The organism is Mesorhizobium sp. B2-3-7 (genome assembly GCF_006442695.1).
GTDB lineage: Bacteria > Pseudomonadota > Alphaproteobacteria > Rhizobiales > Rhizobiaceae > Mesorhizobium.
Window position 1 is genome coordinate 184,050 of the sequence record NZ_VFVV01000003.1, and the last position, 13,771, is coordinate 197,820.

The following is a 13,771-nucleotide window of genomic DNA, read 5'->3' on the forward strand; positions in this document are numbered from 1 at the left end:
AGATCAGCCTAGCCTTTCCACATATACTTTGATGCGGCCGCCGCAGGAAAGGCCCACCTGCCAGGCGGTCTCGTCGGCGACGCCGAATTCCAGCATTCTGGGCTTGCCGGTGCCGATGACGTCCATGGCCTCCGTCACCACGGCGCCTTCGACACAGCCGCCCGAAACCGAGCCGTGGAAATTGCCGTCGGCGTCGATGACCAGATGGCTGCCGGCCGGGCGTGGCGCGGAACCCCAGGTCTCGACAACGGTCGCGATGGCGACATCCTTGCCTTCCTTCATCCAGCCTTCCGCGATGATCAGCGGGTCACGGGCCTCGTCGAGATAAATGCTGTCGCTCATCGTTGCTTCTCTCAGGGTCTGTTTTTCCCGGAAATATGTGTGTTCAGCAGCATATGGCTACGCGGCGCGCCTCGCGCCACCCTCCATCCATCGCCGCGGATCGACGGCATATCCAGGCTTCCGGTCCAGCGAGGCGCAGAGATCGGCGAGCGCGTGGAGATTGTGCACGGCACGGAATTCGTCGACATGCGGCAGCATCGCCCTGACGCCGCGGGCGCGCGCCTGGAAACCGTCAAAGCGCAGCAAGGGGTTCAGCCAGATCAGCCGCCGGCAGGATTTGTGCAGACGCTCCATTTCCTCCGACAGGCCGTCGACCTCGTCTCGCTCCAGCCCGTCGGTGATCAAAAGCACCACCGCGCCCTGTCCCAGCACGCGACGCGACCACATCAGGTTGAACTCGGCCAGCGTGTCGCCGATGCGCGTGCCGCCCGACCAGTCCTTGACCGCGGTGGAACAGTCGGCCAGGGCGGCGTCGGGATCGCGATGGCGCATCTGTCGGCTCAGATTGGTGAGCCTGGTGCCGAAAACGAAAGTGTGCACGCGCCGGCGCTTTTCCGTCAGAGCATGCAGGAAATGCAGGAAGATGCGCGTGTACTGGCTCATCGAACCGGAAATGTCGGCAAGCACGACCAACGGCGGATACACTTCGCGGAGCGAGCGGAATTTCGGCAGGATCAGTTCGCCCCCAGTGCGTGCGGCCGAGCGCATCATGGCACGCGGATCGATGCGGCGACCGTGCGAATCGGCCTCGAAACGGCGCGTCCGCACCATATCGAAGGGCAACCGCAGTTCGGCGATCGCTTTCCTGGCGTCGGCCATCTCGGCGGCATTCATCTGAGCGAAATCCTTGGCCCTCAGCACCTCGTTGCCGGAGAAAGTAAAGCGCGCGTCGACCTCGATCTCGGGGATTTCCTGCGCCGGCTGATTCCTGCTGTGGCCTGCGAACATGGCCTGGCTGACACGGCTTTCGGCCGCGCGTGGCTTCTGCTTCTCCCTGGTATCGGGCGCCACCGGCGAAAGCATCGCCAGCATCTTTTCGATCAGCTCACGCGACTTCCAGAATAGCCGGAAGGCCTCGTCAAAGATGGCATGGTCCTCATGCCGCGACACCAGCACGGCATGCAGCGTCCAGTAGAAATCGTCGCGCGCGCCGATGCCGGTGGCAAGTACCGCCTCGATGGCATCCTTAACCGAGGCCGGACCGACGCGCATGCCTGATTTGCGCAAGACACGGGCGAAATAGACGATGTTGTCGGCGATGTGACCGTCGACAGTCGCCTCCCTGGGTTCCGCGCGAGGCATGGCCATGAGCCCTACTCCGCCGCCGAAAGCTCGGCCTTCACCTCGTCGAGGATACGCCGGCCTTCGCCCTCGCCGATGCGGGCAATGTCGTCCTGGTATTTCAGCAGCACGCCGATCGTGTCGGAGACGGTTTCCGGGTCGAGCGCGACCTTGTCGAGTTCGGTCAACGCGCCGGCCCAGTCGATGGTCTCGGCAACGCCCGGCATCTTGAACAATTCGATCTGGCGGAGCTTCTGAATGAAGGAGACCACCTCGGCCGAAAGCCGGCTGTTCGCCTGCGGCACCTTGCGGCGCACAATCTCCAACTCCCGCTCGGCGCTGGGATAATCGACCCAGTGATAGAGGCAGCGCCGCTTCAGCGCGTCATGGATTTCGCGGGTGCGGTTGGTGGTGATGATGACGATCGGCGGCTCCTCCGCCCTGATCGTGCCGAGTTCGGGCACCGTCACCTGGAAATCGGAAAGGATCTCGAGCAGGAACGCCTCGAACGCCTCGTCGGTACGGTCGAGCTCGTCAATCAGGAAAACCGGGGCGGCGCCGGCCTTGCCGGTCAGCGCATCGAGCACCGGACGGCGTATCAGGTATTTTTCCGAGAAAACGTTGCGCTCCATGTCGGAGCGGTCAACCTTGCCGGCCGCCTCCTCCATGCGGATCTCGATCATCTGCGCGGCATAATTCCACTCATAGACGGCGGACGAGACGTCGAGACCCTCATAGCATTGCAGACGGATCAGCCGGCGGCCGAGCGCCTCTGCCAACACCTTGGCGATCTCGGTTTTGCCGACGCCGGCCTCGCCCTCGAGGAACAGCGGCCGCTTCATGCGCAGCGACAGGAAAAGCACGGTGGCCAACGACCGGTCCGCCACATAGTCCGCGCCGGTCAAGAGATCGAGCGTCTCGTCGATCGTCCGCGGCACGGGGCGCGGTTTTAGCTCGGTCATTCCTTCTCCGTGGACGCCTCTGCCCCGCTTTCCAAAACGTGGTAGCCGCGGGCGTGATAGATCAGCGGCCGCAAATTATCGCCCATGCGCAGGCCTGTCACCTTGCCAAAAAGCACACGATGGGTGGCCAGGTCCTTCGTGTCGATCAGTTCGCAGTCGAACACGGCGAGCGCGCCCTTCAAGGTCGGCGCGCCGGTGGAGATCACATCCCACTCGCCGAGCGCGAAACGTTCCTCGACCGGCAGGCCGGTGATGCCGGAAAAGCCGATCGACAGCGGCTCCTGGTGCGAGGCAAGCGTGTTCAAGGCAAACCTGCCGTTTTTCACGAACGGCTCGTTCTTGGGATTTTCACGGTTCAGGCAGACCAAAATGGTCGGCGGCGTATCGGAAACCGAACAGGCGGCGATGACCGTCGCGCCACGCTTGCCGGCCGGCCCGTCGGTGGTCACCACATGGACGTGACCGGCAAAATGGCTCATCGCGTCGCGATAGGCCTGCGGCCCAATGTCGTTCTTCTTCAACACCGGAGATTTTCCATAGCCTGAACCCTATCGCTATATATGGCTAGATATGACAAGCCACAAGCGAAGTGCTTGGCCCATATCCCGAAATTCGCGTGTTGCGCCAAGACCGGGCAGCCTTTAGGTCTTGGCGGGAGTGGCGCCGGGACCATCCGGGCTCGCTTGGAGGAAGTCTTCGACAGGATGCGACCCGGGGCAACGATATCTGCCGCGCTGGCCTGGCTGCTGCTAACCGGCGCCGCCAACGCCCAGACGCTGCTCGTCGGTGTTGCCGCGCCGCTCTCCGGATCCTCGGCGATCCTTGGCAGGCAGATCGAAGCCGGCGCCGAAGTGGCGGCCCAGGCGAACGGCATCGAGCTCAAGACCATCGACGATGCCTGCACGGCCGATGGGGGTGCCGCGGCAGCCCGGGAATTCGCGACCGCCAAGGTCAATGTCGTCGTGGGATTTCTCTGTACGGAAGCGATCGAGGCGGCGATGCCGATCTTGAAGGACGCAGGCATCGCCGTCATCACCGTTGGCGTGCGAACCGAAAGCCTGACTGACCGTCGTCCCAAGACCGGCTGGCCGGTCTACCGGCTCGGACCGAGGGGCGACGACGAGCGCAATGCCGTCGCCACCACCCTTACCCGGCTTTGGCAGAACGAACTGTTCGCCGTCATCGATGACGGCACCATCTACGGCCGTGAGATCGCCGAGACGTTGCGGGCGGCGGCCGAACAGGCGGCGCTGAAGCCGGTGTTCGTCGATACGTTCCGGCCGCAGCTCGACAACCAGATCGGTCTGATTGGCCGGCTGAAGAAGGCCGGCGCAACCCATGTCTTTGCCGGTGGCGACGGCGACGACATCGCCATCATGGGTCGCGACGCCGCGCAACTCGACGCCGGCATCGTATTCGCCGGCGGCGAGAACCTGCGCACTCCGCCCGGCGCGGTGCCCTATGCCACGGGAACGCTGATGATCGCTCCCCCGGAATGGGCCGATGTCGCCAATCCCAAGGTGCTCGAGGTGTTTGCCTCGCAGAAGATCGTGCCGGACGGCTACACGCTGCCGGCCTATGCGGCGGTAGAAACCGCCAAGGCGGCGATGGCGGAAGCCGCAAGCTCCGGCAGGCCGCTTGCGGAAGCGCTCATCGGGCATGATTTCACCACGGCGATCGGGCCGGTGCGCTTTGATGCGAAGGGCGACCTCAGCCGGAATCCGTACCGCGTCTTCCGGTTCGATGGCGCCCGCTTCGTACCGTTGGAAAGCAACTGATGTTTCGCACCGGCCCGCGCAACCTGATCACCGATGTCGCCGGTCTCAGCGTCGGCAATGCCTCCGATGCCCGACTGAAATCCGGCGTGACGACGGTCCTTTGCGACGAACCGGCCGTAGCCGGCGTCCAGATCCTGGGCGGTGCGCCGGGCACGCGCGAGACGGACCTGCTCGAACCCCACAATTCGGTTGAGACGGTCCATGCCGTGGTGCTGTCGGGCGGGTCGGCTTTCGGCCTCGACGCAGCGTCCGGCGTACAGGCAGCACTGCGCGAGCGTGGCATCGGCTTCGAGGTCGGCGGCTTTCGCGTGCCGATCGTGCCGGCGGCGATCCTGTTCGACCTGCGCAATGGCGGCGACAAGGACTGGGGCCGCTATCCGCCATACCGCGACCTCGGCTACGAGACGGTGCAGGCCGCCGGTTCGGATTTCCAGATCGGCACGACCGGCGCCGGCACCGGCGCGCTGACCTCCGGTCTCAAGAGCGGGCTTGGCTCGGCTTCGACGCTGCTTGACAATGGCGTCACCATCGGCGCGCTGGCGGCGGTCAATCCGATCGGCTCGGTGACCATCAGCCGAAGCCGCCATTTCTGGGCGGCTCCGTTCGAGATCGGCGATGAATTCGGCGGGCTTGGCTATCCCTCGCCAATGCCGGACGACGCCAAAAGCATCCTCTTGAAGTTTCGCGACAAGACGTTCACGGGCAAAGCGGATGCCGGCGGCAACACCACCATCGCCGTTATCGCCACCGATGCCGTTCTCACCAAGGCCGCCGCAAAGCGCCTGGCCATGTCAGCGCATGACGGTTTCGTGCGGGCCATATGGCCGACGCACACGCCGGCCGATGGCGATCTGGTCTTCGCGCTGGCGACCGGCAGGAGCGGTATCCGGCTCGAAGCCGACGCGGCAATCGACCTTTATGCCGCGGCAGGCGCCACGATGGCGCGCGCCATCACGCGCGGCGTTTTCGCCGCGACGCCCGCCGAGGGCGATCTGTTTCCGGTCTGGTCTTCGCGCTGACTTATACGCGATCAGGTGGGGTCGGACTTTTCTTCCTCGAAAGTGACCGCGACGTCGGAATTCGCCGACAGCCAGACCTTCTTTCCCTCGACCTCCGCGACAAGGCTCAGGGGAATGAAATGATGGTGCCCCTTATGCGTGCCCATGCCGCTGTCGGACTTGGTCAGCTTGATCCGCTGCCCCTCGACTTTGTCGACCGTGCCGACATGAACGCCATCGGCACCGATCACTTCCATATGCTCACGAATTTTGCTGGTGTCGGTCATGGTGGTTCTCCATTGGGACTGCCGACAATAACAGACGAGGCCGCGATTGGATGCATGGCGCTTGCTTTATCGGGCAGCGCGACGCCGGTATCTTGTCGTGATAGGGAATGGCGATATCGTTGGCCGGCGGAAAACCTCATGCAAAACCTTCTTCTGTTTGCCGTTTGCCTGCTTGCGCAGTTTTGCGCAGTCGTCGCCGCCCGGGCCGGGGACGTCGCCGAGCTTGAAATCCTGGGCTTCACCAAGGACGGCGGCATCTTCGCGTTCGAAGAATATGGCGTGCAGGATGGATCGGGATTTCCCTACGCCAATCGCTATTATATCGACACCAGCAACGACAGCTTTCTCCAGGGAACGCCTATTCGCGTCCGGCTCGACGACGAGAACGCCACGTTGACGGCGGCTCGTATTCAGGCCCGCGAGAAGGGCGAAGCGGTCGTCAGCCAGGCGGAGTTGGCCGCGAACAAGGGCATCACCGCAGGCTTCAACCCGGTAACGGAGATGTCCGCCGACCCGCATCGGATGGCGGTCAATCCGCGTCCGATCTTCTCGCCAGTCGACCAGCCGCTCGAGTTCCGGCTGGACGAGATCGGCATGAACGAGACTAAGGGCTGCGAGAGCCAGGGTGAGATCAATGGCTTTCGGCTGCTGCGCGTCGAGGCGCAAGCCGGCGGTACGACGAAGCTGTTGCACGAGGACAAATCGATCCCCAAGAGCCGGGGTTGCCCGAACGGCTACCGCATCGGAGCCGTGCAGACATTTTCGATGGACAATCCCAGCGCCTATGCGGTGCTGATCGCGGTGCGCCAATATGGCTTCGAAGGCCCGGACTATCGCTGGATCGCGGTGACCGGCCGCCTGTGACACCGCTCGTCCACCCCGCCAGGCGTCATCGCGCCCTGGGCCGCCTCCGCGGCGCCATACCAACGCCGGGCACGGCGCTGCTCGGCGCGCTGCTTTGGGCCGCCACGATGGGCGCCAGCGCGCTCCTCAACCTGTTGCTGGAAAGTTGGGTGACGCCAGATAAAATCCGCACCGTGACGCTGCTGTTTGCAGGCGGCGGCGCTCTGGCCTTTCCTGTTGGCCTGTTCGCGGCACGGCTGGTCTCGCGCGGAAGGAGCTGGGAAGTCGCCTTCGCGGCGGCATTCGTGGGTCTCGCCGCCGCGACGATCGGCCTGACCGCCGGGCTGTATGCCTTGCAATACCGGTCCTACTATGCCGCATGGCATGCACCCACCTTCACCCTCACCTGGGGGCTTCAGTTCGTCTTCACGATGGCGGTGGCGCTCTACCAGTTCGTGGTGCTGGGCATCAGGCTCTATTTCCCGATCGGGTTCCTCGCCTTGTTTGCCGCCAGCCTCTGGTTTGCGCGGCGGCGGCGTTGAGCATTTTGTCCGCCTCTGTTAGGACGCGGGCAAATTTCTCGACACGTCAGGACTGACCGATGATCCCTCGCTACTCCCGGCCGGAAATGGTGGCCATATGGTCGCCCGAAACCCGGTTCCGCATCTGGTTCGAGATCGAGGCTCATGCCTGCGACGCGCTGGCCGAACTCGGCGTCATCCCGAAACAGGCGGCGAAGACCATCTGGGAAAAAGGCAATGCCGCGAAGTTCGACGTCGATGCGATCGACGAGATCGAGCGCGTCACCAAGCACGACGTCATCGCTTTTCTCACCCATCTCGCCGAATTCGTCGGACCCGACGCCCGCTTCATCCATCAGGGCATGACATCCTCGGACGTTCTCGACACGTGTTTCGCGGTGCAGCTCACGCGTGCCAGCGACATGCTGCTGGCCGACATCGACGCGCTGCTTGCGGCGCTGAAGCGCCGCGCCTTCGAGCACAAGGATACCGTCACCATCGGCCGCAGCCACGGCATCCATGCCGAGCCGACCACCTTCGGCGTCAAGCTGGCGCAAGCCTATGCCGAATTTTCGCGCTGCCGCGAGCGGCTCGTGCATGCTCGCGAGGACATAGCCACCTGCGCCATTTCGGGAGCGGTCGGCACCTTCGCCAATATCGAGCCTTATGTCGAAGAGCATGTCGCGGCAAAGCTCGGGTTGAAGCCGGAGCCGGTATCGACGCAGGTGATCCCGCGCGACCGCCATGCCATGTTCTTTGCCACGCTCGGCGTCATCGCATCGTCGGTGGAGCGGCTGGCGATCGAGATCCGGCATCTGCAGCGCACCGAGGTGCTGGAAGCCGAAGAGTATTTTTCGCCTGGCCAGAAAGGTTCGTCGGCGATGCCGCACAAGCGCAACCCGGTGTTGACCGAGAACCTAACCGGCCTTGCCCGCATGGTGCGCTCCTTCGCGCTGCCGGCGATGGAGAATGTGGCGCTCTGGCACGAGCGCGACATTTCGCATTCCTCCGTCGAGCGCATGATCGGCCCGGATGCGACGGTGACGCTGGATTTCGCGCTGGCGCGGCTGACCAGCGTCATCGACAAACTGCTCGTCTATCCCGACAACATGCTGAAGAACATGAACAAGTTCCGCGGCCTGGTGCATTCACAGCGCGTGCTGCTGGCATTAACGCAAGCCGGTGTCTCTCGTGAGGATGCGTACCGGCTGGTGCAGCGCAATGCCATGAAGGTGTGGGAGCAAGGCGCTGATTTTCTTGAAGAACTACTGGCCGACAATGACGTCACCGCCGTCTTGCCGGAAGCCGAGATCCGCGAGAAATTCGACCTGGGCTACCACACCAAGCATGTCGACACGATCTTCCGGCGGGTGTTCGGAGAGGCCTGAGGGGCTTTCCTTCTCCCCGTCGCTACGAGGAGAAGGTACCGCAGGACGTAACTGCCGATCACGCTTTGCCGGGAACGGTCCTGATCACCGTGCCCCACGGATCTTCGCGGGTCGTTTCACTGGCCACGTTGTCGGACCGCATCTCGACCCAGGCAAGGCCTGACCGGGTCGGATCGCGGCGGCCGGCGCCGGCGCTCTGCCACGCATTGGCGCCGATATGATGATGGTAGTGGCCTGACGACAGGAACACAGCCTGGCCGCCATACTTCGCCACCGTGTCGAAGCCGAATTCCTGGTTCCACCAGGCTTCCGCCTCTTCCGGCCGGCCGACGCGCAGGTGGACGTGGCCGACAATGCTGTTTTCAGGCGCTCCCTGCCAGCCCGCGTCGCCCGCCGGCACTTCGGCGACGACCGAAGGAATGTTCAGCCGTTCGGTCGCCATCGCGATCTTGTCGCCGTTCCACGTCCAGTCCTGCGGACGGCGATCGGCATAGATCTCGATCCCGTTGCCCTCGGGATCGGTGAGGTACAGCGCTTCGCTGACCAGATGGTCCGAAGCGCCCTCTATGGCGATCTTGTCTGATATGGCGTGGTTGATCCAGCGGCCGAGATCGGCACGGCTGGGCAGCAGGAAAGCCGTGTGGAACAGGCCGGCGCTGCGCGGATCGTCAGGCTTGGCCGAGGCGTCCGGCTCCAGCACCAACAGCGGACGGTTGGCGGCGCCCAGGGTGATCGCGCCATCGGCGCGGCTCAATTCCTGCAAGCCGACAACAGCGCGATAGTAGGCCGCTAGGCTTTCGGCGTCGCGCGCCTTCAGCCCGACCCGGGCAACGCTCACCGGCGTGGTGGCGGCAAAGGGCAGTTCGCTCATGATTGTCTCCGTTGCGGCGACGCTTTGGCATAAACCCCGAGGTCAGGAGCCCGGCGCCGGCGATCATTGTACATCGTGTCAGCACCAAATGCGGTCCTTCACGGCTGTTTCTTTCCAGAGGACAAATCGGCGATCGTGATCGTTCACACAAGACAGCGAAAAGCGAACATGGTGTTCACCATTGCAAGCAGGAGCGCGTCCATCGGCGGTTGCATGAGGCAATCACGCTCGCTATCTCAGCGCCATGAAAGTCAAAGACGCAGATATTCTCATCATCCCGGGCTACACTAACTCCGGACCCGAGCACTGGCAGACCCGCTGGCAGTCAAAGCTGTCGACCGCGCGGCGCGTCGAGCAGGCGGAATGGTCGAAGCCCGTGCGCGAGGACTGGACGGCGAGCGTGGCTAAAGCGGTCAACGAAGCCGAAAAGCCCGTCGTCCTCGTCGCGCATTCCCTTGGCGTTGCCGCGGCGGTGCAAGCCATCCCGCAGTTTCGCAAGCCGGTCGCCGGCGCATTCTTCGTGGCGCCGCCCGATGTCGCCAATCCGGAGGTACGGCCAAGGCACCTGATGACGTTCGGCCCCTACTCGCGCGAGCCGTTGCCCTTCCCGTCCATGGTGATTGCCAGCCGCAACGATCCGTTCTGCGCCTTCCACGTCGCCGAGGACATTGCCGGCGCCTGGGGGTCTCTCTTCATCGATGCCGGTGAAGCCGGTCACCTCAACACCGATTCAGGCTTCGGCCCATGGCCCGAAGGTTCGATGACCTTCGCCAAATTTCTCACCGAACTGAAGGCCTGACGACCCCGACCGGATCGCGGCTCTCAGCCGCCGATCGAATCCTTGATGCCTTTCAACAGCGTCTTCGCCCCTAGTGAAATCAGCGCGTGCTCGGACCCTGTGGCCAGCAGGCGGTAGCCCATCGCCACGACGCGGCCGGCGATGGCCGGTTCGATGACGTAGATCGCCGCATGTTTGCCGGCCTTGCGGGTACGCTCGGCGATCGAACCCACCGTTTCCATCATGCTTTCGAGCGTCGAATTGACGGTCGTGCCGTTCGACCAGGCAATCGAGAAGTCCGATGGCCCCAGGAAAATGCCGTCGATACCGGGTGTATCGAGGATGCCGTCCAGCGCATCGAGCGCCGCCCGCGTCTCGACCATGGCGAAGGCCATGGTGCGCTGGTTGCTGTCGCGCAGCCATTCGGCATGATCACCCTTGCCATGGCGTGGGAAGGCATAGGTGGGGCCCCAGGAGCGCTCGCCCACCGGCGGGTATTTCATCGCCGCAGCGAACAGTTTTGCATCCGCCACCGAGTTGACCATCGGCGCAATCACCGCCTCGGCGCCGAAATCGAGCGCCCGGCTGGCCATGTCGAAACGGCCGACGGGAATACGCACCAATGCCGGCTTGCCGGTGGCAAGCACGGGCGCCAGGCCGCGCAACACGCTGTCTTCATGATGGCCGCCATGCTGCATGTCGAGCGTGACCGCATCGAAGCCCTGCCTGGCAAGGATTTCGACGGTCAGCGCGTCCGGCACGCCTGACCATGCGGTGACCAGCGTTTCATCGGCCGCAAGGCGGGATTTCAGGGACATCGGCTCTTTCCTCGCTAAGGATCGCAGTTTCAGCCGGAAACGACGGGAAACGCAAAGAAAAACCGCCCGGCTGGGCCGGGCGGTTGATTGGTCCAGTCATTCTTTTGCCGCAGGTTCCGTCGCAAAATTGTGGGACATTTTTGCGGAACCTGCTTCGGCCGGATCAGGTGTTCTTGATCTGCTCGATGGCCTGCGCCATCAATTCGTCCATGGTGCGGCGGATCTGATGGTCCGACTGGCTGACGCCGGCAGCGTCGAAATCCTTGCGGATCTTGCGGAAGACGTCGTGATCGCCGGCTTCCTCGATATCGGAAACAACCACTTCCTTGGCGTAGGCATCGGCCTCGGCGCCGGATTTCCCGAGCTTTTCCGCGGCCCACAGGCCGAGAGCCTTGTTGCGGCGCGCCGACGCCTTGAACCGAAGCTCCTCGTCGAACACGAATTTGCGCTCAAAACCCTCTTCGCGATCCTTCATGTTGCTCATGGCGTCCCTCCGATGGAAATCGATTCGCTGGCATTGATGAATATGTGATGGCGAAGCACAAACCAAAAGGCTGGCGGCCGGTCAATACGCTTCGTGGCTTGCTGCGCTGCGGCATTTCGGTCCCGAAAGCAGTTGATTGAAAGGATTTGCCGATTGAGCAAACAAGGCGATTACGATAGACACCGGCATTGAACGCCACCGTCGCCACACTAATTTAGGCAGACGGACAGGAACTGGTCGCTTGCCGCCTGCCCGCAAATCCAGAGAAAAATCAAATGAAAAATCGCCGCCGCATTTATGAAGGCAAGGCCAAGATACTTTATGAAGGCCCTGAGCCCGGGACGCTGATCCAGTTCTTCAAGGATGACGCAACCGCGTTCAACAAGAAAAAACACGAAGTCGTCGATGGCAAGGGCGTGCTTAACAATCGCATTTCCGAGCACATCTTCAATCATCTCAACCGGATGGGCATTCCGACCCACTTCATCCGCCGGCTCAACATGCGCGAGCAGCTGATCAAGGAGGTCGAGATCATCCCGCTCGAAGTGGTGGTGCGCAATGTCGCCGCCGGTTCGCTGTCCAAGCGCCTTGGCATCGAGGAGGGCACGGTCCTGCCCCGCTCGATCATCGAATTCTATTACAAGGCCGATGCGCTCGACGACCCGATGGTCTCTGAAGAGCACATCACGGCCTTCGGCTGGGCGAGCCCGCAGGAAATCGACGACGTCATGGCGCTGGCCATTCGCGTCAACGACTTCCTGTCCGGCCTGTTCATGGGCGTCGGCATCCAGCTCGTCGATTTCAAGATCGAATGCGGACGCCTGTTCGAGGGCGACATGATGCGCATCGTCGTCGCCGACGAGATCTCGCCCGATTCCTGCCGGCTGTGGGACGTGGCGACGCAGGACAAGCTCGACAAGGACCGTTTCCGCCGCGACATGGGCGGCCTCGTGGAGGCCTACCAGGAAGTCGCCCGCCGTCTCGGTATCATGAACGAGAACGAGCCGCCGCGTCCAACCGGACCGGTGCTCGTCGCGTCGAGCGAGCCGCCGAAGGGCATGAAGCACTAATTGCCAGCAACGGGCTTGCCGGAAACGGCAGGTCCGGCGCAGACCGATACCGATCATTCAGGAGCATCGATGAAAGCCCGTATCACCGTAACCCTCAAGAACGGCGTGCTGGACCCGCAAGGCAAGGCGATCGAGCATGCGCTGTCGGGGCTAGGTTTTGACGGCATCGGCTCGGTGCGGCAGGGCAAGGTGTTCGACGTCGAGCTCGCCGGGACCGACAAGGCCAAGGCCGAGGCCGATCTCAAGGCCATGTGCGACAGACTGCTGGCGAACACGGTGATTGAGAACTATAGTGTGACGCTTACCTGAGGTTGCGCCGGAGGCACGGATGCCCGAAGTCACCGACGATGTACGAACTGCTGAAGAAAATTCATTCGCGAATGGATCGACTTGAGAATGGTCTCGGCGAGGTTAAGCACGAGATCGTCGCGATCAGATTGCAGGCGTTGAGCACGCAGACAGACATCAACAATATCTACTCAATAACAAGCCGTATCGATCAACGTCTGGAGCGAATCGAGCAGCGCCTCGAATTGCGCGAACTGGCCGAAAAAGGCACAAACGCCTTATGATCCAAGACCATGAGAGATTGCCTTCATGGTTCGTCGAAATAGCTGACTAAATGGCGTTCCTCACGAGACAGATCAGATTGACCCAAACGATCAGGGTGCCAACAAAATGAAATCAGCCGTCGTCCTCTTGCCTGGCCTTAACCGCGACCGCGATATGATCGCGGCGCTGACCAAGATTTCCGGCAAGGCGCCAGCCACGGTCTGGCAGACCGACACCGAAATCCCGGATGTCGACCTGATCGCCATTCCCGGCGGCTTCTCCTTCGGCGACTACCTGCGCTGCGGCGCGATCGCGGCGCGCAGGCCGGTGATGCGGGCGGTTGCTGAAAAGGCGGCCAAAGGCGTCATGGTCATCGGCGTCTGCAACGGTTTCCAGATCCTGGTCGAGGCCGGCCTGCTGCCGGGAGCGCTCATGCGCAACTCCTCGCTCAAATTCGTCTGCCGGCAGGTGAAGCTCGAGATCGCCAACGCCAACACCATGTTCACCCGCCGCTACCAGCCGGGCCAGATCATCCGTTCGCCGGTGGCGCATCACGACGGCAACTACTTCGCCGATGCCGAGACGCTTGCACGCCTGGAAGGCGAAGGCCAGGTGGTGTTCCGCTATGCGGACGGCACCAACCCCAACGGCTCGATCAACGACATCGCCGGCATCATCAGCAGCCAGGGCAATGTGCTGGGCCTGATGCCTCATCCCGAGAACCTGATCGAAGCGGCACATGGCGGCAATGACGGCCGGGCGTTGTTCGAAGGCGCGCTCGGCATCGCCGCCTGATAT

Annotated in this window: 18 protein-coding genes; 10 read left to right on the plus strand and 8 right to left on the minus strand. The window is 62.9% G+C overall.

Annotated features, from left to right (window positions below; translation table 11 throughout):
- Window positions 1–3: 3 nt before the first annotated feature.
- From FJ940_RS07725 to FJ940_RS07740, 4 genes are read right to left on the minus strand one after another with little or no spacing between them, the layout of a single operon-like run.
- The gene (locus tag FJ940_RS07725) at window positions 4–342 is read right to left on the minus strand and encodes an XdhC family protein (RefSeq protein ID WP_140560991.1); all 339 of its coding nucleotides are present in this window, start codon (window positions 340–342) and stop codon (window positions 4–6) included.
- Window positions 343–399: 57 nt separating this feature from the next.
- Window positions 400–1,650, minus strand: coding sequence for a VWA domain-containing protein (locus FJ940_RS07730; RefSeq protein ID WP_181171746.1), 1,251 nt, complete (start codon window positions 1,648–1,650; stop codon window positions 400–402).
- A gap of 5 nt (window positions 1,651–1,655) precedes the next feature.
- Window positions 1,656–2,585 carry a MoxR family ATPase gene (locus FJ940_RS07735; RefSeq protein ID WP_140493800.1) on the minus strand — a complete coding sequence of 310 codons (930 nt, stop codon included), beginning with the start codon at window positions 2,583–2,585 and terminating at the stop codon, window positions 1,656–1,658.
- Window positions 2,582–3,109 carry a flavin reductase gene (locus FJ940_RS07740; protein ID WP_140493802.1) on the minus strand — a complete coding sequence of 176 codons (528 nt, stop codon included), beginning with the start codon at window positions 3,107–3,109 and terminating at the stop codon, window positions 2,582–2,584. Before FJ940_RS07740 ends, FJ940_RS07735 begins: the two co-directional genes overlap by 4 nt.
- Window positions 3,110–3,289: 180 nt before the next feature.
- On the opposite strand from FJ940_RS07740, the gene FJ940_RS07745 reads away from it, so the two are divergent.
- The gene (locus FJ940_RS07745; RefSeq protein ID WP_140656045.1) at window positions 3,290–4,363 is read left to right on the plus strand and encodes a branched-chain amino acid ABC transporter substrate-binding protein; all 1,074 of its coding nucleotides are present in this window, start codon (window positions 3,290–3,292) and stop codon (window positions 4,361–4,363) included.
- Complete coding sequence (locus tag FJ940_RS07750) at window positions 4,363–5,382, plus strand: P1 family peptidase (RefSeq protein WP_140493806.1); 1,020 nt, start codon at window positions 4,363–4,365, stop codon at window positions 5,380–5,382. Before FJ940_RS07745 ends, FJ940_RS07750 begins: the two co-directional genes overlap by 1 nt.
- An 11-nt stretch (window positions 5,383–5,393) precedes the next feature.
- On the opposite strand, the gene FJ940_RS07755 is transcribed toward FJ940_RS07750, so the two are convergent.
- Window positions 5,394–5,648 (minus strand): DUF2171 domain-containing protein, encoded by a 255-nt coding sequence (locus FJ940_RS07755; protein ID WP_140493808.1) that lies wholly within the window; start codon window positions 5,646–5,648, stop codon window positions 5,394–5,396.
- A 138-nt stretch (window positions 5,649–5,786) separates the two neighbouring features.
- Between FJ940_RS07755 and FJ940_RS07760 the strand changes: the two genes are divergently transcribed.
- The 3 genes from FJ940_RS07760 to purB are packed head-to-tail and all read left to right on the plus strand — an operon-like array spanning window position 5,787 to window position 8,400.
- A complete protein-coding gene (locus FJ940_RS07760) occupies window positions 5,787–6,512 on the plus strand; it encodes a DUF2259 domain-containing protein (RefSeq protein ID WP_140493810.1) in 726 nt (241 codons plus the stop codon).
- The gene (locus FJ940_RS07765; protein ID WP_224519150.1) at window positions 6,509–7,033 is read left to right on the plus strand and encodes a hypothetical protein; all 525 of its coding nucleotides are present in this window, start codon (window positions 6,509–6,511) and stop codon (window positions 7,031–7,033) included. The genes FJ940_RS07760 and FJ940_RS07765 overlap by 4 nt, the downstream gene beginning before the upstream one ends.
- Window positions 7,034–7,092: 59 nt before the next feature.
- Complete coding sequence (gene purB / locus FJ940_RS07770; protein WP_140522066.1) at window positions 7,093–8,400, plus strand: adenylosuccinate lyase; 1,308 nt, start codon at window positions 7,093–7,095, stop codon at window positions 8,398–8,400.
- 58 nt (window positions 8,401–8,458) lie between these two features.
- On the opposite strand, the gene FJ940_RS07775 is transcribed toward purB, so the two are convergent.
- Window positions 8,459–9,271, minus strand: coding sequence for a VOC family protein (locus FJ940_RS07775; RefSeq protein ID WP_140493814.1), 813 nt, complete (start codon window positions 9,269–9,271; stop codon window positions 8,459–8,461).
- A 244-nt stretch (window positions 9,272–9,515) separates the two neighbouring features.
- Here FJ940_RS07775 and FJ940_RS07780 point away from each other — a divergent pair, with 244 nt between their 5' ends.
- Entirely contained in the window at window positions 9,516–10,070 is a 555-nt protein-coding gene (locus FJ940_RS07780; protein WP_140656047.1) for an alpha/beta hydrolase, read from the plus strand.
- Window positions 10,071–10,093: 23 nt separating this feature from the next.
- On the opposite strand, the gene FJ940_RS07785 is transcribed toward FJ940_RS07780, so the two are convergent.
- Both FJ940_RS07785 and FJ940_RS07790 read right to left on the minus strand, forming a co-directional pair.
- Window positions 10,094–10,867, minus strand: coding sequence for an HpcH/HpaI aldolase/citrate lyase family protein (locus FJ940_RS07785; RefSeq protein ID WP_140493818.1), 774 nt, complete (start codon window positions 10,865–10,867; stop codon window positions 10,094–10,096).
- 163 nt (window positions 10,868–11,030) lie between these two features.
- The gene (locus FJ940_RS07790) at window positions 11,031–11,351 is read right to left on the minus strand and encodes a DUF1476 domain-containing protein (protein WP_140493820.1); all 321 of its coding nucleotides are present in this window, start codon (window positions 11,349–11,351) and stop codon (window positions 11,031–11,033) included.
- 275 nt (window positions 11,352–11,626) lie between these two features.
- Here FJ940_RS07790 and purC point away from each other — a divergent pair, with 275 nt between their 5' ends.
- The 4 genes from purC (at window position 11,627) to purQ (ending at window position 13,768) form a co-directional block, all read left to right on the plus strand.
- Window positions 11,627–12,421, plus strand: coding sequence for a phosphoribosylaminoimidazolesuccinocarboxamide synthase (purC, locus tag FJ940_RS07795; RefSeq protein ID WP_127282327.1), 795 nt, complete (start codon window positions 11,627–11,629; stop codon window positions 12,419–12,421).
- Between the two features lie 69 nt (window positions 12,422–12,490).
- Window positions 12,491–12,730: a phosphoribosylformylglycinamidine synthase subunit PurS gene (gene purS, locus FJ940_RS07800; RefSeq protein ID WP_140517697.1), complete on the plus strand. Its 240-nt coding sequence runs from the start codon at window positions 12,491–12,493 to the stop codon at window positions 12,728–12,730.
- Between the two features lie 38 nt (window positions 12,731–12,768).
- Window positions 12,769–12,993, plus strand: coding sequence for a hypothetical protein (locus FJ940_RS07805; protein WP_246670994.1), 225 nt, complete (start codon window positions 12,769–12,771; stop codon window positions 12,991–12,993).
- 106 nt (window positions 12,994–13,099) lie between these two features.
- Complete coding sequence (purQ, locus tag FJ940_RS07810; protein ID WP_140656050.1) at window positions 13,100–13,768, plus strand: phosphoribosylformylglycinamidine synthase subunit PurQ; 669 nt, start codon at window positions 13,100–13,102, stop codon at window positions 13,766–13,768.
- The last annotated feature ends 3 nt before the right edge of the window (window positions 13,769–13,771 follow it).